This window comes from Spongiactinospora rosea, from assembly GCF_003315795.1.
GTDB classification, from domain to species: Bacteria; Actinomycetota; Actinomycetes; order Streptosporangiales; family Streptosporangiaceae; genus Spongiactinospora; species Spongiactinospora rosea.
Map to the genome: position 1 here is coordinate 309,792 of NZ_QMEY01000002.1, position 26,830 is coordinate 336,621.

Annotated in this window: 30 protein-coding genes; 23 read left to right on the plus strand and 7 right to left on the minus strand. The window is 73.0% G+C overall.

What is annotated here, in order from left to right; all coding sequences use genetic code 11:
* Positions 1 to 42: 42 nt before the first annotated feature.
* From DP939_RS06855 to DP939_RS06870, 4 genes are read left to right on the plus strand one after another with little or no spacing between them, the layout of a single operon-like run.
* The gene (locus DP939_RS06855) at positions 43 to 1,107 is read left to right on the plus strand and encodes a glucose-1-phosphate thymidylyltransferase (protein WP_113979747.1); all 1,065 of its coding nucleotides are present in this window, start codon (positions 43 to 45) and stop codon (positions 1,105 to 1,107) included.
* A complete protein-coding gene (locus DP939_RS06860) occupies positions 1,104 to 2,792 on the plus strand; it encodes an acetyl-CoA carboxylase carboxyltransferase subunit alpha (protein ID WP_113979748.1) in 1,689 nt (562 codons plus the stop codon). Before DP939_RS06855 ends, DP939_RS06860 begins: the two co-directional genes overlap by 4 nt.
* Positions 2,771 to 3,235: an acetyl-CoA carboxylase biotin carboxyl carrier protein gene (locus DP939_RS06865; protein WP_113979749.1), complete on the plus strand. Its 465-nt coding sequence runs from the start codon at positions 2,771 to 2,773 to the stop codon at positions 3,233 to 3,235. Before DP939_RS06860 ends, DP939_RS06865 begins: the two co-directional genes overlap by 22 nt.
* Positions 3,235 to 4,584, plus strand: coding sequence for an acetyl-CoA carboxylase biotin carboxylase subunit (locus tag DP939_RS06870; RefSeq protein WP_113979750.1), 1,350 nt, complete (start codon positions 3,235 to 3,237; stop codon positions 4,582 to 4,584). Before DP939_RS06865 ends, DP939_RS06870 begins: the two co-directional genes overlap by 1 nt.
* A 57-nt stretch (positions 4,585 to 4,641) precedes the next feature.
* Here the strand turns inward: DP939_RS06870 and DP939_RS06875 are convergent, their stop codons facing one another.
* Genes DP939_RS06875 through DP939_RS06890 form a run of 4 tightly spaced genes read right to left on the minus strand, consistent with a single transcriptional unit; the run spans position 4,642 to position 8,225 of the window.
* Positions 4,642 to 5,097, minus strand: a complete 456-nt coding sequence (locus DP939_RS06875; protein WP_113980091.1) for a DUF1772 domain-containing protein — start codon at positions 5,095 to 5,097, stop codon at positions 4,642 to 4,644.
* A 4-nt stretch (positions 5,098 to 5,101) separates the two neighbouring features.
* Positions 5,102 to 6,097 (minus strand): acyltransferase domain-containing protein, encoded by a 996-nt coding sequence (locus tag DP939_RS06880; RefSeq protein WP_113979751.1) that lies wholly within the window; start codon positions 6,095 to 6,097, stop codon positions 5,102 to 5,104.
* Between the two features lie 18 nt (positions 6,098 to 6,115).
* Positions 6,116 to 7,966: an asparagine synthase (glutamine-hydrolyzing) gene (gene asnB, locus DP939_RS06885; RefSeq protein ID WP_113979752.1), complete on the minus strand. Its 1,851-nt coding sequence runs from the start codon at positions 7,964 to 7,966 to the stop codon at positions 6,116 to 6,118.
* Positions 7,967 to 7,976: 10 nt separating this feature from the next.
* Complete coding sequence (locus DP939_RS06890; protein WP_225878084.1) at positions 7,977 to 8,225, minus strand: acyl carrier protein; 249 nt, start codon at positions 8,223 to 8,225, stop codon at positions 7,977 to 7,979.
* 311 nt (positions 8,226 to 8,536) lie between these two features.
* Between DP939_RS06890 and DP939_RS06895 the strand changes: the two genes are divergently transcribed.
* A complete protein-coding gene (locus DP939_RS06895) occupies positions 8,537 to 9,736 on the plus strand; it encodes a cytochrome P450 (RefSeq protein ID WP_113979754.1) in 1,200 nt (399 codons plus the stop codon).
* Positions 9,737 to 9,798: 62 nt separating this feature from the next.
* Here DP939_RS06895 and DP939_RS06900 read toward each other — a convergent pair whose 3' ends face one another.
* Together DP939_RS06900 and DP939_RS06905 are read right to left on the minus strand one after the other, a co-directional pair.
* The gene (locus DP939_RS06900; RefSeq protein ID WP_147267904.1) at positions 9,799 to 10,266 is read right to left on the minus strand and encodes a hypothetical protein; all 468 of its coding nucleotides are present in this window, start codon (positions 10,264 to 10,266) and stop codon (positions 9,799 to 9,801) included.
* Positions 10,267 to 10,275: 9 nt separating this feature from the next.
* Complete coding sequence (locus DP939_RS06905; RefSeq protein ID WP_113979756.1) at positions 10,276 to 11,316, minus strand: LLM class flavin-dependent oxidoreductase; 1,041 nt, start codon at positions 11,314 to 11,316, stop codon at positions 10,276 to 10,278.
* Positions 11,317 to 11,496: 180 nt separating this feature from the next.
* On the opposite strand from DP939_RS06905, the gene DP939_RS06910 reads away from it, so the two are divergent.
* Genes DP939_RS06910 through DP939_RS06925 form a run of 4 tightly spaced genes read left to right on the plus strand, consistent with a single transcriptional unit; the run spans position 11,497 to position 16,314 of the window.
* Positions 11,497 to 13,101: an FAD-dependent monooxygenase gene (locus tag DP939_RS06910; protein WP_199564996.1), complete on the plus strand. Its 1,605-nt coding sequence runs from the start codon at positions 11,497 to 11,499 to the stop codon at positions 13,099 to 13,101.
* A 9-nt stretch (positions 13,102 to 13,110) separates the two neighbouring features.
* Positions 13,111 to 13,962 (plus strand): LLM class flavin-dependent oxidoreductase, encoded by an 852-nt coding sequence (locus DP939_RS06915; RefSeq protein ID WP_113979757.1) that lies wholly within the window; start codon positions 13,111 to 13,113, stop codon positions 13,960 to 13,962.
* Positions 13,963 to 13,964: 2 nt separating this feature from the next.
* Complete coding sequence (locus DP939_RS06920) at positions 13,965 to 15,140, plus strand: nucleotide disphospho-sugar-binding domain-containing protein (RefSeq protein ID WP_113979758.1); 1,176 nt, start codon at positions 13,965 to 13,967, stop codon at positions 15,138 to 15,140.
* Between the two features lie 19 nt (positions 15,141 to 15,159).
* Positions 15,160 to 16,314 (plus strand): nucleotide disphospho-sugar-binding domain-containing protein, encoded by a 1,155-nt coding sequence (locus DP939_RS06925; protein ID WP_113979759.1) that lies wholly within the window; start codon positions 15,160 to 15,162, stop codon positions 16,312 to 16,314.
* Positions 16,315 to 16,354: 40 nt separating this feature from the next.
* On the opposite strand, the gene DP939_RS06930 is transcribed toward DP939_RS06925, so the two are convergent.
* Complete coding sequence (locus tag DP939_RS06930; RefSeq protein WP_113979760.1) at positions 16,355 to 17,116, minus strand: SDR family NAD(P)-dependent oxidoreductase; 762 nt, start codon at positions 17,114 to 17,116, stop codon at positions 16,355 to 16,357.
* 236 nt (positions 17,117 to 17,352) lie between these two features.
* Here DP939_RS06930 and DP939_RS06935 point away from each other — a divergent pair, with 236 nt between their 5' ends.
* The 14 genes from DP939_RS06935 to DP939_RS07000 are packed head-to-tail and all read left to right on the plus strand — an operon-like array spanning position 17,353 to position 26,823.
* Complete coding sequence (locus tag DP939_RS06935; RefSeq protein ID WP_113979761.1) at positions 17,353 to 18,378, plus strand: methyltransferase; 1,026 nt, start codon at positions 17,353 to 17,355, stop codon at positions 18,376 to 18,378.
* 23 nt (positions 18,379 to 18,401) lie between these two features.
* Positions 18,402 to 19,406 carry a methyltransferase gene (locus DP939_RS06940; RefSeq protein ID WP_113979762.1) on the plus strand — a complete coding sequence of 335 codons (1,005 nt, stop codon included), beginning with the start codon at positions 18,402 to 18,404 and terminating at the stop codon, positions 19,404 to 19,406.
* Positions 19,407 to 19,415: 9 nt separating this feature from the next.
* Positions 19,416 to 19,739: a TcmI family type II polyketide cyclase gene (locus DP939_RS06945; RefSeq protein ID WP_113979763.1), complete on the plus strand. Its 324-nt coding sequence runs from the start codon at positions 19,416 to 19,418 to the stop codon at positions 19,737 to 19,739.
* Positions 19,736 to 20,140 (plus strand): cupin domain-containing protein, encoded by a 405-nt coding sequence (locus DP939_RS06950; RefSeq protein ID WP_113979764.1) that lies wholly within the window; start codon positions 19,736 to 19,738, stop codon positions 20,138 to 20,140. Before DP939_RS06945 ends, DP939_RS06950 begins: the two co-directional genes overlap by 4 nt.
* On the plus strand, positions 20,140 to 21,396 hold the full coding sequence (locus DP939_RS06955) for a beta-ketoacyl-[acyl-carrier-protein] synthase family protein (protein ID WP_113979765.1): 1,257 nt from the start codon (positions 20,140 to 20,142) through the stop codon (positions 21,394 to 21,396). Before DP939_RS06950 ends, DP939_RS06955 begins: the two co-directional genes overlap by 1 nt.
* On the plus strand, positions 21,393 to 22,577 hold the full coding sequence (locus tag DP939_RS06960) for a ketosynthase chain-length factor (protein WP_113979766.1): 1,185 nt from the start codon (positions 21,393 to 21,395) through the stop codon (positions 22,575 to 22,577). Before DP939_RS06955 ends, DP939_RS06960 begins: the two co-directional genes overlap by 4 nt.
* A gap of 2 nt (positions 22,578 to 22,579) precedes the next feature.
* A complete protein-coding gene (locus DP939_RS06965) occupies positions 22,580 to 23,041 on the plus strand; it encodes an SRPBCC family protein (RefSeq protein ID WP_113979767.1) in 462 nt (153 codons plus the stop codon).
* Complete coding sequence (locus tag DP939_RS06970) at positions 23,038 to 23,499, plus strand: anthrone oxygenase family protein (protein WP_113979768.1); 462 nt, start codon at positions 23,038 to 23,040, stop codon at positions 23,497 to 23,499. Before DP939_RS06965 ends, DP939_RS06970 begins: the two co-directional genes overlap by 4 nt.
* Positions 23,500 to 23,513: 14 nt before the next feature.
* Positions 23,514 to 24,239 carry an SDR family NAD(P)-dependent oxidoreductase gene (locus DP939_RS06975; protein WP_113979769.1) on the plus strand — a complete coding sequence of 242 codons (726 nt, stop codon included), beginning with the start codon at positions 23,514 to 23,516 and terminating at the stop codon, positions 24,237 to 24,239.
* A 2-nt stretch (positions 24,240 to 24,241) separates the two neighbouring features.
* Entirely contained in the window at positions 24,242 to 24,553 is a 312-nt protein-coding gene (locus DP939_RS06980; RefSeq protein WP_113979770.1) for an antibiotic biosynthesis monooxygenase family protein, read from the plus strand.
* Positions 24,550 to 24,876, plus strand: a complete 327-nt coding sequence (locus tag DP939_RS06985; RefSeq protein ID WP_113979771.1) for an antibiotic biosynthesis monooxygenase family protein — start codon at positions 24,550 to 24,552, stop codon at positions 24,874 to 24,876. The genes DP939_RS06980 and DP939_RS06985 overlap by 4 nt, the downstream gene beginning before the upstream one ends.
* Positions 24,873 to 25,583, plus strand: a complete 711-nt coding sequence (locus tag DP939_RS06990) for an SDR family NAD(P)-dependent oxidoreductase (RefSeq protein WP_113979772.1) — start codon at positions 24,873 to 24,875, stop codon at positions 25,581 to 25,583. Before DP939_RS06985 ends, DP939_RS06990 begins: the two co-directional genes overlap by 4 nt.
* Positions 25,583 to 25,966: a SchA/CurD-like domain-containing protein gene (locus DP939_RS06995; RefSeq protein ID WP_113979773.1), complete on the plus strand. Its 384-nt coding sequence runs from the start codon at positions 25,583 to 25,585 to the stop codon at positions 25,964 to 25,966. Before DP939_RS06990 ends, DP939_RS06995 begins: the two co-directional genes overlap by 1 nt.
* Entirely contained in the window at positions 25,963 to 26,823 is an 861-nt protein-coding gene (locus DP939_RS07000) for an NAD(P)-dependent oxidoreductase (RefSeq protein WP_113979774.1), read from the plus strand. Before DP939_RS06995 ends, DP939_RS07000 begins: the two co-directional genes overlap by 4 nt.
* Positions 26,824 to 26,830: the final 7 nt, after the last annotated feature.

Consider the following 26,830-nt stretch of genomic DNA (forward strand, 5'->3'; position numbering starts at 1 on the left):
AGCCTGCCGCTTGTCCATGGCCTCGTCAGGCAGGGAATATTCATGAAGGCTCTTGTCCTAGCGGGTGGGCGGGGGACCCGGCTGCGGCCCTTCACCCATACCGTTCCCAAGCAACTGGTGCCGGTGGCCAACAAGCCGGTGCTCTTCTACGGCCTGGAAGCCATCAAGGCCGCGGGCATCACCGATGTCGGCATCATCGTGGGCGACCACGGGCCGGCCATCCAGAGCGCGGTCGGCGACGGCGCGGCGTTCGGCCTGAACATCGCCTACATCGAGCAGCACGCCCCGCTGGGGCTGGCGCACTGCGTGATGATCGCCCAGGACTTCCTGGGCGACGCCGACTTCCTGCTCTATCTCGGCGACAACGTCATCATCGACGGCGTGGGGCCGCTGCTGGACGCGTTCTGGCGGTCCCGGCCGGACGCGATGGTGATGACCGGCAAGGTCGGCAACCCGTCGGAGTACGGCGTGGCCGAGGTCGGCCCCGGCGGTGTCGTGACCGGCCTGGCGGAGAAGCCCGCCACGCCGCGCAGCGACCTGGCGCTGGTCGGCGCGTACGTCTTCACCCCGGTCATCCACCAGGCGGTGCGCAGCATCAAGCCGAGCTGGCGCAACGAACGGGAGATCACCGACGCCATCGACTGGCTGCTGCGCAGCGGCTGGCGGGTGGAGTCGCACCTGCACGGCGGCTACTGGAAGGACACCGGCAAGGCCGAGGACCTGCTGGAGTGCAACCGGGCGGTGCTGGACACCGCCGAACGGTCGATCAAGGGGCAGGTGGACGACACCTGCGTGATCCACGGGCCGGTCATCATCGAGGAGGGCGCGCAGGTCAGCGGCTCGCGCATCACGGGCCCGGCGGTGATCGGGGTCGCGGCGGTGGTACGCGACAGCCAGGTCGGCCCGTACACCAGCATCGGCGCCGACTGCGACATCGCCGGGGCCGCCATCGAGAACTCCGTGGTCTGCGCGGGCAGCACCGTGCGGGGCAGCCTGCGCAACTCGCTGATCGGCCGGGAGGCCAAGGTCAGCGGGGACATCGGCCGCCCGGCCAGCCTCGTCCTCGGCGACCACAGCCAGGCCCTGCTGCACGGGGCGGCCTCATGACCGTCACCGTGGAGAACACCTGGCTGATCTGCCCCGGCTGCGCCGACCTGGTCTTCCGCCCGAAGTACGAGCGGGGCCAGCGGGTCTGCCCGGGCTGCGGGCACCACGCCAGGCTGACCGCCCGCGAACGCCTGGACGGCCTGCTGGACCTCGGCTCGCAGAAACCGATCGAGACGGCGCTGGCCGACGACGACCCGCTCGGCTTCACCGACACCCGGCCCTACCGGCGGCGGCTGGCCGCCGCGCGGGAGGCCACCGGGATGCGCGAGGCCGCGCTGTGCGCCTCCGGGACCATCGAGTCCCATCCGGTCGTGGTGGCCTGCCTGGACTTCTCCTTCGTCGGCGGCTCGCTCGGCTCGGGCGTCGGCGAACTGGTGACGGTCGCGGCCGAGAAGGCGCTGGCGGAACGGGTGCCGCTGCTGATCGTGACCGCCTCGGGCGGCGCGCGCATGCAGGAGGGCGCGCTGTCGCTGATGCAGATGGCCAAGTGCAGCCAGGCGCTGGCCCGGCTGGACGAGGCGGGCATCCTCACCGTCGCGCTGATCACCGACCCCACCTACGGCGGGGTGGCGGCCTCGTTCGCCACGCTGCCCGACGTGCTGATCGCCGAGCCGGGGGCGCACCTGGGCTTCGCGGGGCCGCGGGTGATCGCGCAGACGATCCGGCAGGAGCTGCCCGCGGGGTTCCAGACGGCGGAGTTCCTGCTGGCCCGGGGGCTGATCGACGCGGTGGTGCCGCGTACGGCGCTGCGCCGTACGCTGGCCCGGCTGCTCGCCGCCGCCCGCCCCGACGCCATCGGCGACGGGACCGCCGTGCCGCCCGGCGAGTGGCTGGTGCGCGACCCGGCCACGCTGCCCCGGCGGGCCGCCTGGGACGCGGTACGGCTGGCCAGGGAGGCGGCCCGGCCGACCGCGCTGGACTACGCCGGGATGATCCTGGAGGACTTCATCGAGCTGCGCGGCGACCGGGCGGGCAAGGACTGCCCGGCCGTCGTCGGCGGCATCGGGCGACTGCGCGGCCGGGGCGTGATGCTCATCGGCCACCAGAAGGGCCACGACACCGCCGAACGCGTCAGACGCAACTTCGGCATGCCGACCCCCGCCGGTTACCGCAAGGCGATGCGGCTGATGCGGCTGGCCGCCAAGCTCGGCCTGCCGGTGGTCACGCTGGTGGACACGCCGGGGGCGTACCCGGGGATCGAGGCCGAGGAGGAGGGCCAGGCGTGGGCCATCGCCGAGAGCCAGCGCCTGATGTCCGGCCTGCCGGTGCCCGTGGTGACCGTCATCACCGGCGAGGGCGGCAGCGGCGGCGCGCTGGCCCTGGCGGTCTCCGACCGCGTGCTCGCGCTGTCCAACGCGGTCTACTCCGTGATCAGTCCCGAGGGGTGCGCCGCGATCCTGTGGAAGGACGCCGCCGCCGCCCCGCAGGCCGCCGAGGCGCTGCGCCTTTCCGCCCCCGAGCTGCTGCGGCAGGGCATCGTCGACGCGGTCATCACCGAGCCCGGCGAGGGCGCGCACACGGCGCCCGCGCGCACCGCCGAGCTGATCCAGACCGCCGTACGGCGGGCCTGCGACGACCTGGCCGCGCTGCCGCCCGCCGAGCTGGTGGAACGGCGGCGGCGGCGTTTCCGCAGTTATGGCAGCCCTTCTACGGAGGAGACGAGATGGCCGATCACGGCGACCTGATGGAATCGGTGTACCGGCACGCGGTTGGCTTCGCCAACGAGGTCGGCGGGCCGATCCGCCGGCTGAAGGTCACGGTGGGGGAGGTCAGCCTGGAGGCGGAGTGGCCCGCCCCCGGCGATCCGGGGCCGCTGGTCCCGCATCTCGCCGACCTCAACGGCCACCACGCGCCCGCGCCGCCGTCCGAGCAGCCGGCCGCGGCGGCGGTGTCGGTCGTCCAGTCGCCCATGGTCGGCACGTTCTACCGGTCGCCCGAGCCCGGCGCCCCGCCGTTCGTCAAGGAGGGCGACATCATCACGCCCGGCCAGCAGGTCGGGATCGTCGAGGCGATGAAGATGATGAACCCGGTCCAGGCCGTCACCGGGGGCCGGATCGCCAAGGTCCTGGCCGAGGACGCCGGGGCCGTGGAGTACGGCCAGGCGCTGTTCGCGCTGGAGGAGGGCTGATGTTCGACAGCGTGCTGATCGCCAACCGCGGGGAGATCGCCCTGCGGGTCGCCCGGACCTGCAAGGAGATGGGCATCCGCACGATCGCGGTGTACTCCTCCGCCGACGAGGACTCCCCCGTCGTCCACCTGGCCGACGAGGCGGTGCGGATCGGCCCGCCGCAGGCCAAGCGCAGCTACCTGTACGCGCCCGCCGTGCTCCAGGCGGCCCACCAGACCGGCGCGCAGGCCGTCCACCCCGGCTACGGCTTCCTGTCGGAGGACGCCGACTTCGCCGAGATGTGCCGGGCCGAGGGGCTGACGTTCATCGGGCCGCCGCCGGAGATCCTGGCCATGCTGGGCGACAAGGCCGAGGCGCTGCGGGTGCTGTCGGGCGCGGGCATCGACGTCCTGCCGGGCACCCACCGGCCGATCGCCACGGCGGGCGAGGCCGCCGACGCGGCGGCCGGGATCGGTTTCCCGATCATCGTCAAGGCGCTGGCCGGGGGCGGCGGCCGGGGGATGGCCATCGCCAGGCGGCCGTCGGAGCTGGCCGACGCGTACGCCCAGGCCCGCAACTCCGCGCAGGCCGTGTTCGGCGACGAGCGGGTCTACCTGGAGCGCTACGTGGAGTCGGCGCGGCACGTCGAGGTGCAGGTGCTGGCCGGGACCGACGGCCAGGTCCTGCACCTGGGCGCGCGGGACTGCTCGGTGCAGCGGCGGCGGCAGAAGCTCATCGAGGAGACCCCGGTGCCCGGCCTGCCCGAGCGGGACGCGGCCCGGCTGTGCGAGCAGGTGGTGGCGGCGGCCCGCGCGATCGGGTACGTGGGGGCGGGCACGTTCGAGTTCCTGCTGGACGACGCGGGCCGCTTCCACTGCATCGAGGTCAACTGCCGGATCCAGGTCGAGCACCCGGTGACCGAGATGATCACCGGCGTGGACCTGGTACGCGAACAGCTCAACGTGGCCGCCACCGGCAGCCCCGGCATCACCCAGGCGGACATCCGGCTTTCCGGGGCCGCGATCGAGTGCCGGATCAACGCCGAGGACCCGGCCAGGGGCTTCCTGCCCTCGCCCGGCACGGTGGAGTCCCTGACGCTGCCGGCCGGGCCGTTCACCCGGGTGGACGAGTACGTGCGGCCCGGGATGAGCATCCCGCCGTTCTACGACCCGCTGCTGGCCAAGGTCAGCGTGTGGGCCCCGGACCGGGAGCAGGCCATCGCGCGCATGGAGCGGGCGCTGGCCGAGTGCGCGGTGACCGGGCCGGGCATCCGTACCACGACCGGCTTCCTGACCAGCGTGCTCGCCCACCCGCTGTTCCGCGACGGCAAGCACACCACGGCGCTGATCGAGAACCTGAGCGTCGCCTGAACGAACGAAACGGCGTGGCGTCCGGATGGACGCCACGCCGCGAGGGCCGCGCGGGGTTCAGCTCATCGCGAGGGCCACGCTGTTGGCCGTCAGGGCCACCACGGCGATCGTGGTGCGCAGCAGGTGCCAGGCCCGCCAGCGCGGCCGGGGGTCGGCCCAGTCGTCGGGGATCGAGTCCGGTTCCAGCTTGCGCAGGATCCGGTTGATCGGCACGTTGGCCAGGTGCGACACCCCGGCCACCGCGATCATCAGCACGACCGTCGTCCCGTACAGCGTCCTCGCGCCGCCCGGCCCGGACAGCACGGCCAGGGCCAGGTCCGCCAGCGCGGTGCCCAGCACCAGGATCGGCATCACCGGGTCCCAGTTACGGCCGAGCAGGTTGGTGGTGTAGAGGTAGCGGTCGGCGGGCATCGCCATCAGCGCGGGCACCACGCTCAGCGCCACCGCGAACAGCACCCCCGCCACCACCCCGCTGGTCACCAGCACCACCACGGCCAGCAGTGAAACCGCCATCACCTCACACTCCTTCAGTGACCAACTGGTCGAGTTCGGCCATTGCCGCCTCCCAGGCGGCGAGCGTGCCGTCCGGGGTGGACGGCAGTGGCGCGAACGCGTTGCTGTGGCCCGAGCGCAGGCTCGGGTGCCGCCGGGCGAACATCGTGAGGGTCCGCCCGGGGCCGGCCTCCACCAGCGTGTGGCCGCCCTCGGCGAGCAGGCCGGAAAGCGCCGCCCAGAACCGGACCGGCCGGGCGAGCTGGCCCGCCCAGAACTCCGGGTTCACCGCCTCGGCCGGGCTGACCGCGCGGCCGGTCGCGGTGGACCTGATCGGCACCCGCGGCGGGGCCAGCGGCACCCCGGCGAACCCGGCCGCGAACCGTTCCGCCGCCGCCGACACCGCCGGGCAGTGGAACGGCTGGAGCGCGGCGACCGGCCGGGTGATCACGTTCTCCCTGGCCAGGTCGGCGGCCAGCTCGGACAGCCATGGCTGCGGGCCCGCCACGATCGTGTGCCGGGGCGCGTTGATGGCCGCCACCGCCACGCCCGCCGCCCGGTACCGCTCGCCGATCCGGGCTTCCAGGTCATCGGCCGCCACCCCGGCGGCGAGCATCCCGCCGGGGACGACCGTGGCCATCGCCGCGCTGCGCGCCGCCATCAGCCGGGCCGCCCCGGCCAGGTCGAACACCCCGGCCAGGCAGGCCGCGGCCAGCTCGCCCACGCTGTGCCCGATCAGGGCGGCGGGCCGCAGGCCGCGGGCCAGCAGCGTGCGGCCCAGCGCGTGCCCGACCGCGAACAGCAGCGGCTGCGCCCGGCTCGCGTCGTCCAGCGGCACCGCCGGGGCGTCGCTCAGCCAGTCGGCGCGCAGCCGCCGCCCCTCCTCGCCCATCAGGGCGAAGAACTCGTCCATGGCGGCGGTGAACACCGGCTCGACGCCGTACAGCTCGACCGCCATGCCGGGGTACTGCGCCCCCTGTCCGGGGAACAGCAGCACCACCGGTCTCGTCGGCTCGCCCATGTGCGCCTCTCAGCAACCTCAATAGTCCAGCGTGACGTCGTATTCGGTGAACCACCTGGTCATCCAGAGGGCCATCTCCAGGCTGCCCCGGTCGTAGGGCCGGCTGACGTGGCCGGCCGGCCGCTGTACGGCCCGCTTGACCTTCTCGGGGTCGAGCAGCCCGGCGATCGGCCGTTCGCCGCCGTCGGTCAGCTCGCCGAGTTCGTCGCGCAGGGCCTGTTCGTAGGCCGGGTCCTGGGTCGCCGGGTACGGCGTCTTGACCCGGTCCCGTACGGCCTCCGGCAGCAGGTCGCCCACGGCGGCCCGGAGCAGCCCCTTCTCCCTGCCGTCGAACACCTTCATCGCCCAGGGGACGTTGAAGACGTACTCGATCAGCCGGTGGTCCAGGAACGGCACCCGGACCTCCAGGGAACTCGCCATGCTCATCCGGTCCTTGCGGTCCAGCAGCGTCTGCAGGAACCGGGTGAGGTTGAGGTAGGTCACCTCGCGCATGCGGCGTTCCAGCGCGTCCTCGCCGGGCAGCACCGGCACCTCGGCCAGCGCCTCGTGGTACCGGGCCAGCCGGTGGGTCTGAAGGTCCAGCTTGTCCTTCAGCTCGTCGGCCAGCAGGCCGAGCCCGCCGAAGTACCGCGCCGAGCCCGGCGTCAGCCAGGGGAACGTGCCCGCGTGCACCGCCGCCTGGTTGAAGAACCACCGGTAGCCGCCGAACAGCTCGTCGGCGCCCTCGCCGGACAGCGCGACCGTGGATCGCTCGCGGATCGCCCGGCACAGCAGGTACAGCGACGGCCACATGTCGCCCCAGAACGCCGGTGGCTGGTCGTTGGCGCGCAGCACCGCCGCGCGCACCGGATCGGCCACCAGGTCAGCGCTGTTCAGCAGCACCTCGGTGTGCTCCGCGCCGACGTGGGCGGCCAGCGCGGCGGCGAACGGCCGGTCGGGGGCGCCGCGCACGGCGTCCGGCCGGAAGTCGTTCTCGGCGCTGGTGAACGCCACCGAGAACGACCGCACCGGGCCGGCCCCGTCCGCGGCCAGCCGGTCGGCGGCCAGGGCCGTCAGCGCGGAGGAGTCCAGCCCGCCGGAGAGCAGCGTGCAGACCGGTACGTCGGCCAGCAGCTGCCGCCCGACGATGTCCTCCAGCAGCCCGCGTACCGTGCCCACCGTGGTGTCCAGGTCGTCGGTGTGCTCGCGGGCCTCGATCGACCAGTACCGCTGCTTGGCCAGCCCGCTACGGCGCAGGCGTACCAGGTGGCCGGGCCGCACCTCGTGCAGGCCGGAGAAGACCGCCCGCTCGGGCGTCTTCACCATGTCCAGGAACTCGCGCATGCCGTCCAGGCCGACCCGGCGCGGCACGCCGGGGTGAGCGAGGATGGCCTTGGGCTCCGAGCCGAACAGCAGCCCGCCGCCGGTGGGGTGGTAGTACAGCGGCTTGATGCCGAGCCGGTCGCGGACCAGCAGCAGCTCCTGGGCGCGCACGTCCCACACGCCCATGGCGAACATGCCGTTCAGCCGCTCCGCGAACCGGTCGCCCCACTGGAGGTAGGCGCGCAGCGCCACCTCGGTGTCGCTGCGCGTCCGGAACTCGTGCCCGTAGGAGATCAGCTCGGTGCGCAGCTCCCGGTAGTTGTAGATCTCCCCGCAGAACGTCAGCGCCGCCAGGGTCCTGCCGTCCTCCCGGGCGGCCATCGGCTGATGGCCGCCTTCCAGGTCGATGACGGACAGGCGGCGGTGCCCGAGCAGGACGTGCCGGTCCTGCCACAGGCCCTCGTCGTCGGGACCTCGGTGACTCATCGTGGCCGTCATCGCCTCGGCCGTGGCCGTGTGGCGGGTCAGGTCACGGGTGAAGTCCACCCAGCCGGCGATTCCGCACATCCGCCGCTCCTCAGGAGGTACCGGTGAGGGCCTGGTTGACCACGTTGAGCAGGTCGGCCGGCGTCTTGGCGCCGCCCGCGGTCTCCTCCGGGATCTCCAGGTCGTACTCCCGCTCGATGGCGCCGACCGTGTTGAACAGCGCCAGTGAGTCATAGCCCAGCGACTCGAAGGTCACGTCCAGGATGTCGCCGTCCAGCCGCACCCCCTCGTCCTCGCCCGCGCTCTCGCGCAGCAGCCGGACCAGCGTCTCAACCGTCATCTCCCGCATCTTCCGCCCTTTCAGTCGGACCGATGACTCTCTGCGGGAAACTGTCCGGCGGCCCGCTCGACGGACGTTGAACGAGGGCTGGACCGGTTGTCCGACCGGCGCTCCAGCCGTACTCCAGCCAGACGACAGATCACGCGACCACGGTCGTCCCCATGAGGCTGCCGTTGGGCGAATGGCTGCGGGCCTGTGCCCGGACCTTGGCGGACCATCCGCCTCTGATGTTCTACGACCCCGGGCTGTGGGCCTGCCCGGATGACAGCGACGAAGGCGACGAGGCCGACGCGGCGCGAAGGAGTTAGCCGATGCACGCAGAAGAAGCACCGCCACGGTTCCCGTTCACGGCCGTGGACCCGCTGGAGCCGCCGGAGGAGTACGCGAAGATGCGCGAGAGCGCCGCCGCGAGCCGGATCACCCTGCCGACCGGCGATCCGGCCTGGCTCGTCACCCGCTACGAGGAAGTACGCACGGTGCTCTCCGACACCCGCTTCAGCCGGGAGGCGATCACCGCGCCGGGCGCGCCCCGGGTGTTCCCGATCGCCAAGGGCGCCAAATCGATCATCGTGATGGACCCGCCGGAGCACAGCAGGCTGCGCCGTCTGGTGTCGCACGCGTTCTCGGTGCGGCGGATGGAGGCGCTGCGCCCGCACGTCACGCGGCGGGCCCGCGAACTGGTCGCCGCCATGGAGAAGGCGGGCCCGCCCGCCGACCTCGTCACCGGGATCACCCAGCCGCTGCCGATGCTGGTCATCTGCGAGATGCTGGGCGTGCCCTACGCCGACGTGGAGCAGTTCCAGACGTGGACCGACCTGATGCTCAGCTTCGACGCCGGCCGCCGCGAGGAGGTCATCGAGGCGCGCGACCGGCTCAACGGCTACCTGGCCGAGCTGATCGCGGCCAAGCGCGCCCGGCCGACCGACGACCTGATGATGGTGCTGATCAACGCCAGGGACGAGGGCGACTGGCTCTCGGAGGAGGAACTGGTCGCGTTCGCGTTCACCCTGCTGGGGGCGGGCTACCACGCCACCACGGCGGCGATGACCCACATCCTGCTGCGGCTGCTGCGCGAGCCGGAGCGGATGCGCGCCCTTCAGGACCGGCCCGAACTGCTGCCCGACGCCGCCGAGGAACTGCTGCGGCTCTCCCAGGCGGGCGGCGGAGTGGGCGCGCTGCGCATCGCGACGGAGGACATCACGCTGGGCGACGTGCGGATCAAGGCGGGCGACGCGGTGCTGCCCTCGGTGACGGCCGCCAACCGTGACCCCGGGGTCTTCGCCGCGCCGGACGCCTACGACCCGGTACGCGAGCCGAACCACCACATCACCTTCGGCCACGGCATCCACTACTGCCTGGGCGCGCAGCTCAGCCGGATGGAGCTGCACATCACCCTGGAGACGCTGCTCGGCCGGCTGCCGCGGATGGCGCTGGCGGTGCCGGAGGAGGAGCTGACCTGGCGTACCGGGACGGCGTTCGCCCGGCCGGACCGGCTGCCCGTCACCTGGTGACGCCGCGCCGGACATGATGAGGGCGGCGCCGCGGTTCCCCGCGGCGCCGCCCTCATCACATCTCACGGCGACTGGATGCTGAAGCGCCTGGCCTCGACCTTGGTGCGGAAGACGCCCTGGACGGTCCCGTCGGCGTCCACGGACGTGCCCGTGCCGTTGGAGGTGAACGTGTCCGCCGAGGTGAGCGCGCCCTCCTGGACGCCGCGCAGCTCCCAGTCGAACACGCCGGCGTCGTCGTAGTCGTAGTGGCGGAAGGCGTACCGGAAGCCGGTGGGGGTGGGCTGCCAGGTGCCGAGGCCGGTCCGCAGGCCCGCCAGCTCGAAACTGCCGTCGCGCTCCAGGGCGAACAGCATGTGCTCCACCTTGGAGCTGCCCTCGAACGTGATCTTCACCGCCCAGGTGCCCACCGGCGAGCGGGACCGCCCGGCCTCGCCCGTGGCGGAGCCGGTCAGCCCGACCACCGTGCCCATCGCCACGACGCCGACCGCCACCCGCAGCGCCGTACGCCGCAGCGCGCCCTTCACTGTCATGGTTCCTCCTTAGTTGTCCGGCCTGGTCCGGCCGGGACTGATCAGCTCCGCCGCTTCCGCGGCGACCTGGAGCGACTTGCGGCGCACCGCCGGGTCCGCGCCCACCGGGGACAGCGCGAGGATGGTGACGCCCGCCTCCGCGTAGGCGGCCATCCGTTCGGCCAGCCGGTCCGCGGGGCCCAGCAGCGAGGTCTCGTCGGCGAACTCCAGCGGCACCGCGGCGACCGCCCCGGCCATGTCCCCGGCCTGCGCGCGGTCCTGGATCTCGGCCGCGGCCTCGCCGTGCCCGAGCCGTTCCATCAGCCGGAAGTAGAAGTTGTCCGAGCGGTGCCCGAGGCTGACGAATCTGGCCACATGGTGCTTGACCGGCAGGGCCGCCGTAGCGAGGTCCTCGCCCACGGCGACCGGCACCGAGGGGATCACCTCGAACGCCTCCCCCGCGTGGTCGCCGCGCAGCCGCCCCACGCCGATCCGCCGGACCGCCTCGGCCACCCGCGCGGGCGAGCAGAACACGCCGAACCACCCGTCGGCGATCTCGCCCGCCAGTTCCAGCCCGCGGTCGCCCACCGCCGCGAGATACACCGGGATGCGCGGGCTGATCAGCTTGTTGTGCAGCCGGAACCCGGTGCCCCGGCCGCCCGGCAGCGGCACCGTCAGGTGCTCGCCCTGGTGATCGACCTGCCGGCCGTCCAGCCCGGCCCGCACGATCGCCACGTACTCACGGGACATGGTCAGCGGGCGGCCGAACGGCCTGCCGTGCCAGCCCTCGGTGATGAACGCGTTGGAGACGCCCAGCCCCAGCCGGAACCGGCCGCCGGACAGGCCGTCCAGCGTGGCGGCGGTCATCACGGTCATGGCCGGGGTGCGCGCGGGCATCTGGAACACACCCGAGGCCACGTGGATCCGGGTGGTCCTGGCCGCGATGTACCCCAGCGCGCTGGCCGCGTCGGAGCGGAAGCCCTCCGGTACGAACGCCACCTCGAAGCCCAGCCGTTCGGCTTCCACGGCGAGGTCGGCGTCGTCCAGCGGGACATTGATTCCCAGTCGCATGTCGAAGTCCAGCTCTCTCGGCCCTGCTTGTCGCGAGCATCCTGGGCGGCCGGGTTAGAGCCGCGCTGGACCTGCGCCGCGCCGGGCCTTCAGCGAAAAGGGATCAGTCCTCCAGCCGTGCGCGACGCCCGGCGCGCTACCTGGTACGGCGGCCTCGACAACGAAGGGATGACCCCACCAATGCCTCAAGAAGAGACTCAGGTGCTGATCGCCGGCGGCGCCGTCGTCGGACTTTCCGCAGCCCTGTTCTTGGCCTGGCACGGCGTGCCGGCGATGCTCGTGGAGCGCAAACCCAGCACGCTGCGCCACCCCAGGGCCCGGATGATCAACCCGAGGACCGTGGAGGTCTACCGGTCGCTGGGCCTGGAGCGCGGCATTCTGGCGGCGCGCTCGCTGAGCGCGGACCTGAGCACCAAGACGATGATCAGGGCCAAGACGCTCGCCGACCGCGAGGCCCAGTCCTCGCCGATGCGGACCGAGGCCCCCGGCCTCACCGCCGCCACCCCCTGCACCTGGTGTTCCATCGACCAGAACCGGCTGGAGGAGATCGTCGCCGACCACGCCGCCAAACTCGGCGCGGACGTGCGCTACTCCACCGAGCTGGTGGCGTTCGAGCAGGACGGCACGGGCGTGACGGCGACCCTGCGCGACGCCGACACCGGCGAGGAGCGCCGCGTCCGCGCGCGCTACCTGATCGCCGCCGACGGCATCCGCAGCTCCATCAGGGGGCGGCTGGGCATCGGCGTGAGCGGCCCCGGCGTGCTCCAGAACATCGTCAGCCTCGTCTTCAAGGCCGACCTCAGCGGCCCGCTGCGCGGCCGGGACCTCGGCCTCGGCTACTTCGACCGGCCCGCGAGCGGCACCCGGATGATGCCGCTGGACGGTTCGCGCTGGGTGTTCATCACCCCCTACGACCCGGCCACCACCTCGGCCGACGACCTCGACGACGAGTGGTGCACGGAGGCCGTGCGCGCCGCCGTCGGCGTGCCCGACCTGCGGGTGGACGACATCGAGGTGCAGATCGAGCGGACCGGCGCGAAGGTGCTCGGGTACGAGATCGCCGCCCAGCTCGCCGACCGCTACCGCAGCGGCCGGGTGTTCCTGGCCGGGGACGCCGCGCACGCCATGCCGCCGACCGGCGCGCTCGGCGCGGCCACCGGCGTGCAGGACGCCCACAACCTGGCCTGGAAGCTGGCCGCCGTGCTGTCCGGTACGGCCGGGCCGGGCCTGCTCGACACCTACGAGCAGGAGCGCCGCGCGGTCGCCGAGCACACCATCGACTACGCGATGAACACCATGCGCGAGCGGATCAGCACCGCAGAGGGCGACGGGCGGTCGGTCAGCTACCCGGCGATCATCCTGGGCTACCGGTACCGCTCGGCGGCCGTGCTGCCCGGGGACGGCGACGCGGACGGGCCGTACGCGCTGGAGCCGGGACTGCTGGGCGTGCCCGGCACCCGCGCCCCGCACCTGCCGCTCATCCGCGACGGCGCCCGGATCTCCACGCTGGACCTGTTCGGCGCGGGTCCGGTGCTGCTCACCGACGCCAAGGGCGCGGACGTGTGGCGGCGGGCGGCCGACGCGACCGGCGTCGAGGTGCTGGTGATCGGCGGGGGCGAGGTGAGCGATCCGGAGGGCCGGTGGCGGCAGGCGTACGGCGTCGGCCCGGCGGGCGCGGTGCTCGTCCGCCCCGACGGCTTCGTGGCCTGGCGGGCATCCGCGCCGCCCGCCGACCCGGTCGCCGAGCTGCGACAGGTGCTCGGCCGCATCCTCGACAGGGCGTGAGGAAGGCTCATGGAGATCGGACTCGCGCTGCCCACCACGGTGCCGGACGTGTCCGGCCCGGCCCTGCTCGAATGGGCCCGCCGCGCCGAACGGCTCGGTTTCAGCACGCTCGGCGTGCTGGACCGCGTCATGTACGCCAACCACGAGCCGCTGATGTCGCTGGCCGCGGCGGCGGCGGTCACCGAGCGGATCAGGCTGGCCACCACCGTCCTGCTCGCGGCCTGCCGGGACAGCACGCTGCTGGCCAAGCAACTGGTCACCCTCGATCACCTGTGCGGCGGGCGGCTGACGGTCGGCCTGGCCGCCGGGGACCGCGAGGACGACTTCACCGCCACCGGCACGTCGTTCGCCGACCGGGGCAGGCGGCTCGACGAGACCGTCCGGGAACTGCGCGCGGCCTGGTCGGGCGCGGGTCCGGGGCTCAAGCCGCACGGCCGCCCGCCGCTGCTGATCGGCGGGCACTCGGCCACCGCGATGCGCCGCTCGGCCCGGTCCGGCGACGGCTGGATCAGCGGCGGCAGCTCCGTCACCCGGTACGCCGACCAGGTCGCCCGGGTGCGCGCGGAATGGCAGCGGCAGGGCCGCGCCGAATCGCCCCGGCTGGTGTCGCTCTGCTACGTCTCCCTCGGCCCTGACGGAGCCGAGCGGGCGGGCCGCTACGTGCGCGACTACTACGCCTTCGCCGGGGCGAAGGCGGCGAACGTCGCCGCGGGCGTGGTCACCGACCCCGCCCGGCTGCGCGACCTGGCCCGCGGCTACGCCGAGGCGGGCTGCGACGAGCTGATCCTGCTGCCGTGCGCGGCGGACCCGGAACAGGCGGACCTGATCGCCGTCGCCGTACTGAACGAGGGGCGGGGCTAGCGATGCGGGTGCTCTTCACCTCCTGGGCCTGGCCGTCTCACCTGTACGCGATGGTCCCGCTGGCGTGGGCGATGCGCGCGGCGGGGCACGAGGTGCTGGTGGCCGGTCAGCCGTCGCTGGCGGTCGCCGCCGCGCACGCGGGCCTGCCGTACGCGCCGATCGGCTCCGACGTGGACTCGGTGGGCATGGTCCGGGGGTACGCGCTGCCGACCCGGCGCTTCGGCACGCCCCCCGCGCTCCCCTCGAACGGCCGCGGCCCCCGGGCGCTGCGGATGTTCCAGGTCAACGCCGAGGCCATGGTCGATGACCTGGTCGAGCTGGCCAGGGAGTGGCGGCCCCGGCTGGTCGTGCACGACCCGACGGCGTGGGCGGGGTCGATCGCGGCGGCGGCGATCGGCGTGCCCGCCGTACGGCACCTGTACGGGGCCGACCTCATGCACGCCGCCCGCCCGTTCCTGGCCGGCCTGCTGGCCCCGATGGGCGAGCGGCACGGCCTTGAGGATCTCGACCCGCTGGGGGCGGCGACCATCGACCCCTACCCCGCCGATGTCCAGGTGGACGTGGACTACGAGCCGGTGCCCCTCAAGTACGTGCCCTACAACGGGCCCGGCATCACCCCGCGCCTGCGGCCCGCCGCCCGGCCCCGCGTCTGCGTGACCTGGGGGACCACCATCGCCCGCGTCGATCCGGAACGGTTCCTGGCGGGGGACGTGGTGCGGGCGCTGGCCTCTCCGGAGGTCGAGGTGGTGGCCGCGGTGACCGCGGCGCAGCGCGAATGGCTCGGCCCGGTGCCCGAGGGCGTCCGGATCGTGCAGGACGCGCCGCTGCACGCGGTGCTTCCCGGCTGCGACCTGCTGGTCGCGCACGGCGGCGCGGGCACCTCGCTGACCGGCATGGCCGCCGGGCTGCCGCAACTCCTGGTGCCCCAGCTTCCCGACCACGAGGCCCACGCCACCCGGCTGGCGCGGACCGGGGCGGCCGTCCTGCTGCCCGTGGACCAGGCCGGTCCCGCCGAACTCCGCGAGCGGGCGCTGGGCCTGCTGCACGACGCCCGCGCCGGGGCGGCGGCGGCCAGGCTGCGCGAGGAGATCGCCGCGCGGCCCGCGCCGGCCGACGTGGTGCCGCTGCTGGAGGAGGTCGCCGCCGCGTTCAGCGCTCGTCCACCGGGTCTCCACTGAACCGGAGCAGCCTGCGGGCATGCGTATCCTCATCTCCACCATCGCCACAGCGGCGCACTTCTACCCCGTCGTGCCCTTCGCCTGGGCCCTGCGCTGCGCGGGGCACGACGTACGGGTGGCCTGCGAACCCGGCTTCACCGCCACCGTCGCGGCCACCGGCCTGCCCGCCGTCGCCGTCGGCCAGGACGTCGATCTGCGCACGTTCTGGAAGGACGTCCCGCTCGACCTGGCCTCCGGCGACGAGCACCTGCGGGTGCGGATGGACCGGTCGATGGTCATGTTCACCGGCATCGCCGCGGCGGCGGCCGGCGACCTGATCGACTTCGCCCGCGCCTGGCGGCCCGACGCCGTCGTCTTCGAGGCGCGCGGCTACGCCGGTCTGGTCGCCGCGCATGCCGTGGGCGTCCCCGCGATCCGGCACACCTGGGGCATCGACACCAACTACGGGCGCAGGGACTTCGACGGGCCGTACGTCGAGGAGCTGTGCGCCCGGTTCGGCCTGACCGGCGTGGACCCGCTGGGCGACCTCACCCTGACGCCCTGCCCGCCCGCCCTGGCCGGGGACGACGACGTCAACCGCGCCTTCCTGCGGTACGTGCCCTTCAACGGGCCGGGCGTGCAGCCGCCGTGGGCGGCCGAGCGGCCCGGCCCGCCGCGCGTCTGCGTGACCTGGGGGCACATGTTCTCCCAGATCACCGACAACCTGCACCCGATCAACCTGGCCGTCGAGGGCCTGCGCGACCTGCCCGTGGAGGTCGTGGCGGCCATCGCGCCCGGCCAGCGCGGGCTGCTGCCGGAGAACCTGCCGCCGAACGTGCGGGTCGCCGAGTCGGTACCGCTGAACCTGCTGCTGCCGTCCTGCTCGGCCGTGCTGAACGGCGGCGGGGCCGGGACGCTGATGACCGCGCTGACCGCGGGCGTACCGATGATCATCGTGCCCTCGCACACCGACGAGCCCGAGTACGCCGAGCGCATGTCCGCCGCCGGGGCCGCCGTCCACTTGGACTACCGCGAACTGGACGCCGGCATGTTCCGCACGGCCACAGAAAAGACACTGGCGGCCCCCTCCTACCAGGAAGGGGCCGCCGGTCTCGCCGCGCAGAACGCGGCGCTGCCCTCGCCGGCCGATCTCGCGGCCACCCTGGGCGAGGTCCTGGCCCAGGCCGGCCGCTGACCGTCCGAAGTCACCGCCGGGGTCACCGGCGGGACCGTGCTCAGGTCCCGCCGGTGACCTCGACGATCGTGCCGGTGATGTTCCCGTTGGCCGCCGAGCCGAGGAACACGATGGCCCTGGCCACCTCCTCGGGCGTGGTGAGGCGGCCCGTCGCCGCCGAGGCGGCCATCTTCTCGATCATCCCCGCGGGCAGCGCGCGCCGCATGGTGTCGGTGGCGGTCGTCCCCGGCGAGACCACGACGCTCAGGACGCCGTCCTCCCCGGCCTCGCGCGCCAGCGTACGGCTGAACGCCTGAAGGCCCGCCTTGCTGGCGATGAACGCCTCCTCCCCCGGGATGCCCGAGCGCACCACCGCGGCCGAGACGAAGACGAACCGCCCCCAGCCGCGCGACTTCATCGACGGAAGGACGGCCTGGACGGTATGGAAGGCCCCCTCCAGCTCCGCGCGGAGCTGCCCCTGCCACTCCTCCACCGGGACGTCCTCGAACGCCCGGAACGGCATGCGCGGCCCCGACCACGGGGAGGCGTTGGCGACGAGCACGTCCACGCCGCCGTACGCGTCGATGACGGCCTCCACCGCGGCCCTGATGCTGCCGGGATCGGCCAGGTCGTACCGCGTGGCGAAGGCGGTGCCGCCCGCCCGCTCGATCTCGGCGACCGCGCTCTGGGCGCCGTCCTTGTTCCCCCGATAGGTCAGGGCCACCTTGGCCCCCTCGTCCGCGAACAGACGGGCGGTCGCCCGTCCGATGCCACTGCTCGCGCCGGTCACGAGCACGCTCTTTCCGCTGAGCCCAAGTTCCATCGGTCACTCCCTTGTTCTGCCGCCTGGCGGGAGCCGGCCCGCCGGGACGCCCATGGTGATGAGAGCCGCTCGATTTTGGCCTGAGGCTCGCTGGCCGCCGCTCGCCGCGCGGTCGACCGCGGCATGCGGCGGTGCTCCAGCGTCGGTGGAGCGATCCTTCAGCCGGTGAGACCACCTTCTGCTGTCGGCGGGCCGTCGCGGATCGGACCGCCCGGCGAATCCGGAGGTGGGATCAGATGGCGATGGCGGTCATGCGCGACGAGGCGGCCACTGCGGTGTTCGAGCTGTCCACGGGCGTCCACGGCAGCGCGGTGGTCCGCGCCGCGGTACAGCTCGGCCTGCCCGACGCCGTGGGGGACGAGCCGGCCGGCCTGGCGGCGCTCGCGTCGGCGTCCGGGGCGCGCCCGGACACGCTCAGGCGGTTCCTGCGCCTGCTCACCACGTTCGGGATCTTCACCGAGGTGACCGAGGACCACTACGAGCACACGCCCGCCTCGCGGGCGCTGCGCTCGGACGCGCCGGACGGACCCGCCCACGTCATCCGCCTCGGCGGTGACTGGAACTGGATCCTGTGGGGCCTGCTGGCCCACTCCGTCAGGACCGGCGAGTGCGCCTTCCAGGCGCACTACGGCATGGACATCTTCTCCTTCTTCGCCCAGAACCCACCGGCCGCCGCGGCGTTCCAGCAGGGCCTGTCGGTCGTGGCCAAGAGGGAGGACCCGCTGGTCGCGGACGCGCTGTCGGTCAAGGGCGGCGAGTGCGTGGTCGAGCTGGCGGGCGGCAGCGGCACCCTGCTGCGGGCCGTCCTGGAACGCCACCCGTACGTCACCGGCGTCCTGGTAGAGACCGAACAGGCGCTGGCCACCCTGGACCCGGCGCTGCGCGAGGAGCCCCTGGCCTCGCGGTTCCGCGTCGTCTCCGGCGACTGCCACGCCAGGGCGCCCGGCGGCGGCGACATCTACCTGATCAAGCAGACGCTGCACATGTGGGACGACGAGACCTGCCTGCGCGTCCTGGCCAACTGCCGGCGGGCCGCCCCGCCCGGCGCCCGCGTGGTCGTCGTGGAGCAGTTGCTCGGCGACGGCCCGGCCGAGCGCCGAGGCCGGCTGATGGACCTGCACATGCTCCTGGTGGCGGGCGGCAAGGAGCGCACCGAGCAGGAGTTCGCCGAACTGTTCCGCCGGGCCGGGCTGGTCTTCACCGGCGTACGCGGACAGGCGGGCGACCTGCGGCTGATCGAGGGCGAAACACCCGAGTCATGACCTCATCTCCCGGAAGGAGCCTCATGGCAACCGAAACATCCATCGGCACCCCCGCGGACATCTTCCGCCTGGGCAGCATGTACGCGATGTCCAAGGTGGTGCTCACCGCCGTCGAGATCGACCTGTTCACCGCGCTCAAGGACGGCCCGGCCGGCGCGGCCGAGCTGTGCGACCGGCTGGGCCTGCACCCGCGGGCCACCGGGCAGTGGCTGGACGTCCTGGTCACCACCGGCCTGCTGCGCCGCGAGGACGGCAGGTACGCCAACGGTCCGGCGGCGGCCCGCTTCCTGGTCAAGGGCGCCCCGGCGTACGTCGGCGGCTTCCTGTCCCGCTCCGGCGAGATGCTCTACCCGGCCTGGGGCCGGTTCACCGACACCCTGCGCACCGGCGCCCCGCAGGCCAACGACGGCGACTTCCGCGCCCTGGTGGAGGACCCGGCGTTCCTGGACCGCTTCCTGACCATGATGGACTCGCTCAGCGGCCATCTCGGCCCGGAGCTGGCCAAGGTGCACGACTGGACGTCCTGCGACTCGGTGGCCGACATCGGCGGGGCCCGCGGCAACCTGATGTCCCACCTGGTCAGGGCGCACAGCCACCTGAAGGGCATGGTCTTCGACCTGCCCCAGATGGAGCCCAGGTTCGACGCGCACCTGGCCGCGCTCGGGCTGACCGGCCGGGCCGCCTTCGTGCCCGGCGACTTCTTCAAGGACCCGCTCCCCCAGGCCGACACGCTGGTCATGGGCCACGTCCTGCACGACTGGGCGGAGGACGAGCGGCGGATGCTCATCGGCAAGGCGTATGAGGCGCTGGCCCCCGGCGGGCAACTGCTGATCTACGACCGGATGATCGAGGACGAGCCCGCCGACGCGGACAACCTGCTGGTCAGCCTGCACATGATCCTCACCACGACGGACGGGGCCGAGTACACGGCCGGCGAGTGCCAGACCTGGCTGCGCGAGGCGGGCTTCAAGGAGATCGCCGTCAAGCCGCTGGGCCCGACCGACACCCTCGTCATCGCCACCAAGTAGGAGAACACCGTGCACCGAACCCTCATCGTCGCGCACATGGAGGCATCGCACGCCGACGCCATCGCGGGGATCTTCGCCGAGTCCGACGCCACGGACCTCCCGCACCTGGTCGGCGTCTCCCGCCGCACCCTGTTCCGCTTCCACGACCTGTACTTCCACCTGGTCGAGGCGGACGAGGACATCAAGCCCAGCCTGGACAAGGCCCGCGAGCACCCGCTCTACCTGGACGTCAGCCGGCGCCTGTCGGAGCACGTCAGCCCGTACGACCCCAACTGGCGCGAGCCCAGGGACGCCATGGCCGTCCCCTTCTACACCTGGGAGAGCAGCCGATGAGCGAGACGACCGCCGGGCACAAGATCGTCCACATCGACGACGTCGAGCCCAACCGCCGCCGCGGCGGTGACCTGCGGGTGCTGCTCAGCCCCAAGACGGTGGGCTCGACCACCGGCTTCATGGGCGTGACGCTGCTCGAACCGGGCGACTTCGTGGCCGAGCACTACCACCCCTACTCCGACGAGTACATGTACGTCGCCAAGGGCACGATCGTGGCCCGGCTGGACGGCGAGGACATCGAGATGCGCGCCGGGCAGGGCGTACTGGCGCCGAAGTTCACCCGGCACCGGGTGGAGAACGTCGGCACCGAGCCCGCGGAGATCGTCTTCCACCTGTGCCCGCTGGCCCCGCGCCCCGAACTCGGGCACGTCGACACAGAAGAACGATCGGGAGAGTCCTGATGCGAAACGCCCGCGTCGTGGTCACCGGGATCGGCGTCGTCGCTCCCGGCGACCCGGGCACCAAGGCGTTCTGGGAGATGCTGACGTCCGGCCGTACGGCGACCCGCACGATCTCCTTCTTCGACCCGTCCGGCTTCCGCTCGCGGATGGCCGCCGAGTGCGACTTCGACCCGGCCGCGGAGGGGCTGTCGCCCCGCGAGATCCGCCGGATGGACCGGGCCGCGCAGCTCGGCGTGGTCGCCGCCCGGGAGGCGTGGGCCGACAGCGGGCTCGGCCTTGAGGTCGCGCCGGAACGCCTGAGCGTCAGCCTGGGCAGCGCGGTGGGCAGCACGATGAGCCTGGAGGAGGAGTACGTCGTGCTGAGCGACGGCGGCCGGCGCTGGCTGATCGACCACGACTACGGCACGCCCCACCTGTACGGCTTCATGGCCCCCAGCACCCTGGCCGCCGAGGTGGCCTGGAGCTGCGGGGCCGAGGGACGGGTGGGCGTGGTCTCCACCGGCTGCACCTCGGGCCTGGACGCCGTCGGCCTCGGGGCCGGGCTGATCAGGGAGGGCACCGCCGACGTGGTGATCGCCGGGGCGACCGACGCGCCGCTCTCGCCGATCACCGTGGCCTGCTTTGACGCGATCAGGGCCACCTCCCCCAACAACGACGACCCCGAGCACGCCTCCCGCCCCTTCGACCTGCATCGGGACGGGTTCGTGCTGGGCGAGGGCGCGGCCGTGCTGGTACTGGAGGAGCTGGAGTCGGCGCGCAGGCGCGGCGCGAACGTGTACGGCGAGATCGCCGGGTACGCCTCGCGCAGCAACGCCTACCACATGACCGGCCTCAAGCCGGACGGCCGGGAGATGGCCGAGGCCATCCGGGCCGCGCTGGACGGGGCCAGGCTCGACCCGACGGCCATCGACTACGTCAACGCCCACGGCTCCGGCACCAAACAGAACGACCGCCACGAGACGGCGGCCTTCAAGACCGCCCTGGGCCCGCACGCCTACCAGGTGCCGGTCAGCTCGATCAAGTCGATGGTGGGCCACTCGCTGGGCGCGATCGGCGCGATCGAGGCGGCGGCCTGCCTGCTGGCGATGCGGGACAACGTGGTGCCCCCCACGGCCAACCTGCACACCCCCGACCCCGAGTGCGACCTGGACTACGTGCCGCTGACGGCACGGGACCAGCGGGTGGACGCCGTGCTCAGCGTCGGCAGCGGCTTCGGCGGCTTCCAGACCGCCATGGTGCTCCGGCGGGCGACATGAGCGCGGTGACGGGGATGGGCGTGGTGGCGCCCAACGGGGACCGTACCGAGGAGTACTGGGACGCGATCCTGGCCGGGCGTACCGGGCTGGGGCCGATCACCCGGTTCGACGCGGGCGGCTACCCCGTGACCAGGGGCGGGGAGTCGGCGTTCGTCGCCAAGGGGCGGGTCCCGGGGCGGCTGATCGCCGAGACCGACCGGTTCACCCAGCTCGCGCTGGCGATGAGCGAGATGGCGCTGGACGACGCCGGGGTGGACCCGGCGGCCCTGCCGGAGTACGAGATGGCGGTGACCACGGCCAGCTCGTCCGGCGGGACCGACTTCGGGCAGCGGGAGATCCAGAAGCTGTGGCACAACGGGCCGCGGCACGTCGGGGCGTACCAGTCCATCGCCTGGTTCTACGCGGCCAGTACGGGGCAGATCGCGATCCGGCACAAGATGCGCGGCCCCTGCGGGGTCATCTGCGCCGAGCAGGCGGGCGGGCTGGACGCCGCCGCGCACTCCGCCAGGCTGCTGCGCGACGGGGTACGGCTGGCGCTGGCGGGTGGCACCGACGCCTCGCTGTGCCCGTACGGGCTGGTGGCCCAGCTCAGCAATGGCAGGCTCAGCCGCTCCGGCGCCTACCTGCCCTTCGATGAGCGGGCCGACGGCTACCTGCCCGGCGAGGGCGGCGCGATGCTCACCATCGAGCCCGCCGGCGTCAGGGAGGCGAAGTACGGCCACATCGCCGGTCACGCGGCCACGTTCGACCCGCCGCCGTGGTCCGACCGGCCCCCGGCCCTGCGCCGCGCGATCACCGGCGCGCTGGCCGACGCCGCCGCCGCGCCCGGCGACATCGACGTCGTCTTCGCCGACGCGGCCGGCGTGCCCGAACTCGACCGCCAGGAGGCCGAGGCGATAGCCGGGGTCTTCGGGCGGAACGCCGTCCCGGTGACCGCGCCCAAGACCATGACGGGCCGGCTCTACGCGGGGGGCGGCGCACTCGACCTGGCAACGGCGCTGCTGGCGCTGCGCGACCAGGTCATCCCGCCGACGATCGGCATCGAGCGGCCCGTCGAAGGGCTGGGCCTCGACCTGGTCCGCGACCGGCCGCGGCCGGCGAAACTGCGCGCGGCGCTGGTGCTCGCGCGCGGCTACGGCGGGTTCAACTCGGCAATCGTCATCAGAGCACGAAGGACGTGACCATGGCCGCACAGACCGACAACGAAATCGTCATCGCAGCGCCGATGGACCTGGTCTGGACGATGACCAACGACGTCGAGTCCTGGCCGGAGCTGTTCAGCGAGTACGCCTCGGCCGAGATCCTGGACCGGCACGGCGACACCGTGCGCTTCCGGCTCACCATGCACCCCGACGCCAACGGCAACGCCTGGAGCTGGGTGTCGGAGCGCACCGCCGACCCGGAGAAGCGCATCGTCCGCGCCCACCGCGTGGAGACCGGCTGGTTCGAGTACATGCACATCACCTGGGACTACACCGAGACCGACGACGGCGTCCGGATGCGGTGGCGGCAGGACTTCCAGATGAAGCCGGAGTCCCCGCTGGACGACGAGAAGATGGCCGAGCGGATCAACGGCAACTCGGCCGTCCAGCTCGACCTGATCAAGCGCCGCGTCGAGGCCGCGGCGGCGCGCCGGCCGCAATGATCTCGCTGCTGGTCCCGCTGGCCCTGGCCGGGGGCGGGCTCGCGGCGGGCGTCATGCTCTCGACCGTCATCGGGATCGAGCCGTACACCAAGGCAATGCCGTACGCGGGGTACGTGCACGCGATCCACTTCCTGTGGCCGCGTTACGACCCCTTCATGCCGATCGTGCACGTCCTGACCATGCTGGCGAACGCGGCGCTGGCCTTCATGGCCACGCCGGTCGCCGCCCGGGTGTTCTACGCCGCCGCCGCGGTCATCCTGGCGGTCGTCATGGGCATCTCGGTGGTCAAGAACGTGCCGATCAACAAGTACGTGACGTCGCTGGACCCGGGCGACCAGCCGGCCGACTGGGCCGCGCGCGACCCCAGGTCCCGCTGGCGGACCTGGAACCTCATCCGCACCTCCCTCGCCGTGGCCGCGCTGGCGGCCGGCGGCGCGGGCGCGGCCACCCTTATGTGACAACGGAGACCCTCATGCGACTCAATGGCAAGACGGCGCTGGTCACCGGCGGTGTCAGAGGCATCGGACGGGCCATCGTGCTGGACCTGGCCAAGGCCGGCGCGAACATCGTCACCTGCACCCGGCAGGGCGGCGAGCCCGCGACGACCCTGGAGAAGGAACTGCGCGAGATCGGCGGCGAGCACCACGTGGCCACCGCCGACGTGACCCGGCCGCAGGACATCGACGCCCTGGTCGGCGAGTGCGAGCGCCGCTGGGGACGGCTCGACATCGTGGTCAACAACGCGGGCGCGATCAGCCACGTCCCGTTCGCCGAACTCACGGCGCACGAGTGGCACAAGGTGGTGGACACCGGCCTCACCGCGACCGCCATGGTCATCCAGCGGGCGCTGCCGCTGCTGGGCGAGGGCTCGTCCGTCATCAACATCGGCTCCAAGGTGGCCACCGTGGGCCTGCCGCTGCGGGTCCACTACACCGCGGCCAAGGCCGGGCTGATCGGCCTGACCAGGTCGCTGGCCAAGGAGCTGGGCGGGCGCGGCATCCGCGTCAACCTGGTCGCGCCCGGTCCGGTGGAGACCGAGGCGGGCGTACCGGACGACGTGCGCGAACGCTACCGGCGCATGATCGCGATCGGCCGGATGGGCCGGCCCGAGGAGATCGCGACGGTGGTGACCTTCCTGGCCGGCGAGCAGGCCGCGTTCATCAACGGCGAGACCATCAACGTGGACGGCGGGATCTAGCCATGGCCTTCCGAGTGATGCTGCGGCTCCAGATCAAGCCGGGCGTCGAGGACGAGTTCGAGCGGACCTGGCTGCGCGTCGGCAACGCGATCACCGGCAACCCGGCCAACCTGGGCCAGTGGCTGGCCAGGAGCGCCGAGGAGGACGGCGTCTACTACATCGTCAGCGACTGGGTGGACGAGCCGCGCTTCCGGGAGTTCGAGCGGAGCGAGCCGCACGTCCACCACCGCGCGGCGCTGCACCCGTACCGGTCCGGCGGTTCCATGGTCACGATGAGCGTGGTCCACGCCATGGTCCCCACCGCGCGCGCATGACCGGCCCGAGGGTGCGCGTGCTCGTCTACGCCGCCGCCCCCGACGACTCCAAGGACGCGCTCACCGACGCCTACCACCACATCAGCCGGGAACTGTCGGGCACGCCCGGCCTGCTCGGCAACGAGCTGCTGTGCTCGCTGACCGAGCCGGGCGGGTTCCTGGTGATGAGCGAATGGGACAGCCTGGACTCCTTCCGCACCTGGGAGGAGGGCACCCGGCACCGGCAGACGACCGCGCCGCTGCGCTCCTTCCAGGACGGCTCCCGGGGTCGCAGCTTCGCCCTCTACACCGTCAGCGCCGCCTACCCCGAGGAGCGATCATGACCTTTCACGGTTCGCTCGCGGGCAGGCGGGTGCTGGTGACGGGCGGCTCGCGGGGCATCGGCGCGGCCACCGCCCAGGCGTTCACGGACGCCGGGGCGCGGGTGCTGGCCTGCCACCGCGGGGCGCCCGCCGCCACGCCGTACGAGCTGGTCACCGCCGACGTCACCAGCGAACAGGACGTCGCCGCGCTGATCGACCGGTGCGCCGAGCGTCTGGGCGGGCTCGACGTCGTGGTCAACAACGCCGGGGTGGACGGCGTCCGCCCGGTGGACAAGCTGGACCGCAAGGAGTGGCAGCAGATCATCGACGCCAACCTGACCTCGGCCTTCCTGGTCACCCGGCAGGCCCTGGGCCTGCTGGCGGAAGGCGGCTCGGTGATCAACCTGGGCGCCTCGGTGGCGCTGCGCGGCAGGCCCGCCAGCGCCCACTACACCGCCGCCAAGGCCGCGCTCATCGGCCTCGTCCGCTCCCTCGCCCGCGAACTGGGCCCGCGCGGCATCCGGGTGAACGCGGTCGCCCCCGGCGTGATCGACGCCGCGGGACCGGACGACGGCCCGCCCCCGCACCTGCGCGAACGACTGGCCGGGATGACCGCGCTGGGCCGGCTCGGCACCGCGGAAGAGGTGGCCGACGCCGTGCTCTTCCTGGCCTCTGACCAGTCCCGATACATCACCGGAACCGTACTCAACGTCGATGGAGGAATGTGATGACGTACGCCGCGATCACCTACCGGGTCAAGCCGGGACACGAGGATGAGATCGCCGAGATCTTCGGCGACTTCCAGCGGCTCGGCACGTCCGTGCTGCGTGACGAGCAGGGCAACGAGGTGGGCAGGCTGCTCGGCACCGCCGTGTTCATCAAGGACGACATCATGATCCGCGTCATCCACTACGAGGGCGACCTGGCGACGGTGTCCGCCACGATGGCCAAGCACGGCGGCGTGCACAAGCTGGAGAAGGAGCTGGCCCCCTACCTCCAGCAGCGCCGCGACACCAGCACCACCGACAAGTTCGGCGAGTACTTCCGCAACTCCACCATGCGCTGCATCTCCCAGCTCTCGGCCGACCCGGAGCCGGTGGAGTCGCGATGAAACTCGCGATGGTGGGGCTGGGCGCCATGGGCGGCGGGATCGCCAGGCGCCTGCTCTCCTCCGGCTTCCCGCTGACCGTGCACAACAGGACGGCGGCCAAGGCCGACCCGCTGATCGAGGCGGGCGCGCAGTGGGCCGCGCAGCCGCAGGACGCGGCCCGCGACAGCGACGTCGTCATGCTCAGCCTCAGCGACGAGCGGGCCGTGGACGAGGTGCTGTTCCGGCGGATGCTGCCTGTGCTGAAGCCCGGCACGGTCGTGATCGACACCTCCACGACCTCCGCCGCGTACGCGAACTCGGCCTCGGAACGGCTGGCCGCGCACGGCGTACGGCGGGTGGAGCTGTGCCTGCTCGGCAACCCGGAGATGGCCGCCCAGGGCCGGCTGCGGCTGTTCGCGGCCGGCCACCAGCAGGACGTGGCCGAGGTCGAGAACGTGCTGGCGGCGATCGGTGAGGAGCTGCGCTACCTGGGCCCGCCCGGCACGGCCTGCACCATGAAGCTCGCCTTCAACCTGCTGCTCGGCGTGCAGACCGTGGGGCTGGCCGAGGCGGTCGCGCTCGGCGTGCGGTCCGGGCTGGACCGGACCATGCTGATCAACGCCATCACCTCCAGCGGGTTCTGCTCCCCGGCGCTGGCCTTCCGGGCCGCGTTCATGCGGCGCGAGTCGTACGAACCGGCCGCGTTCCGGACCCGGCTCATGGTCAAGGACCTGCGGCTGGCCGCCTCGGACGCGCGCTCGGCGGGGCTGACCCTGCCCGTGTGCGCGTCCGCCGCCGACCGCCTGGACGAGGCGGTCGGCGCGGGGCACGGCGACGAGGACGCCGCCGTGGTCGTCGAGACGTCGCTGGGGTCGTGACCGCCTC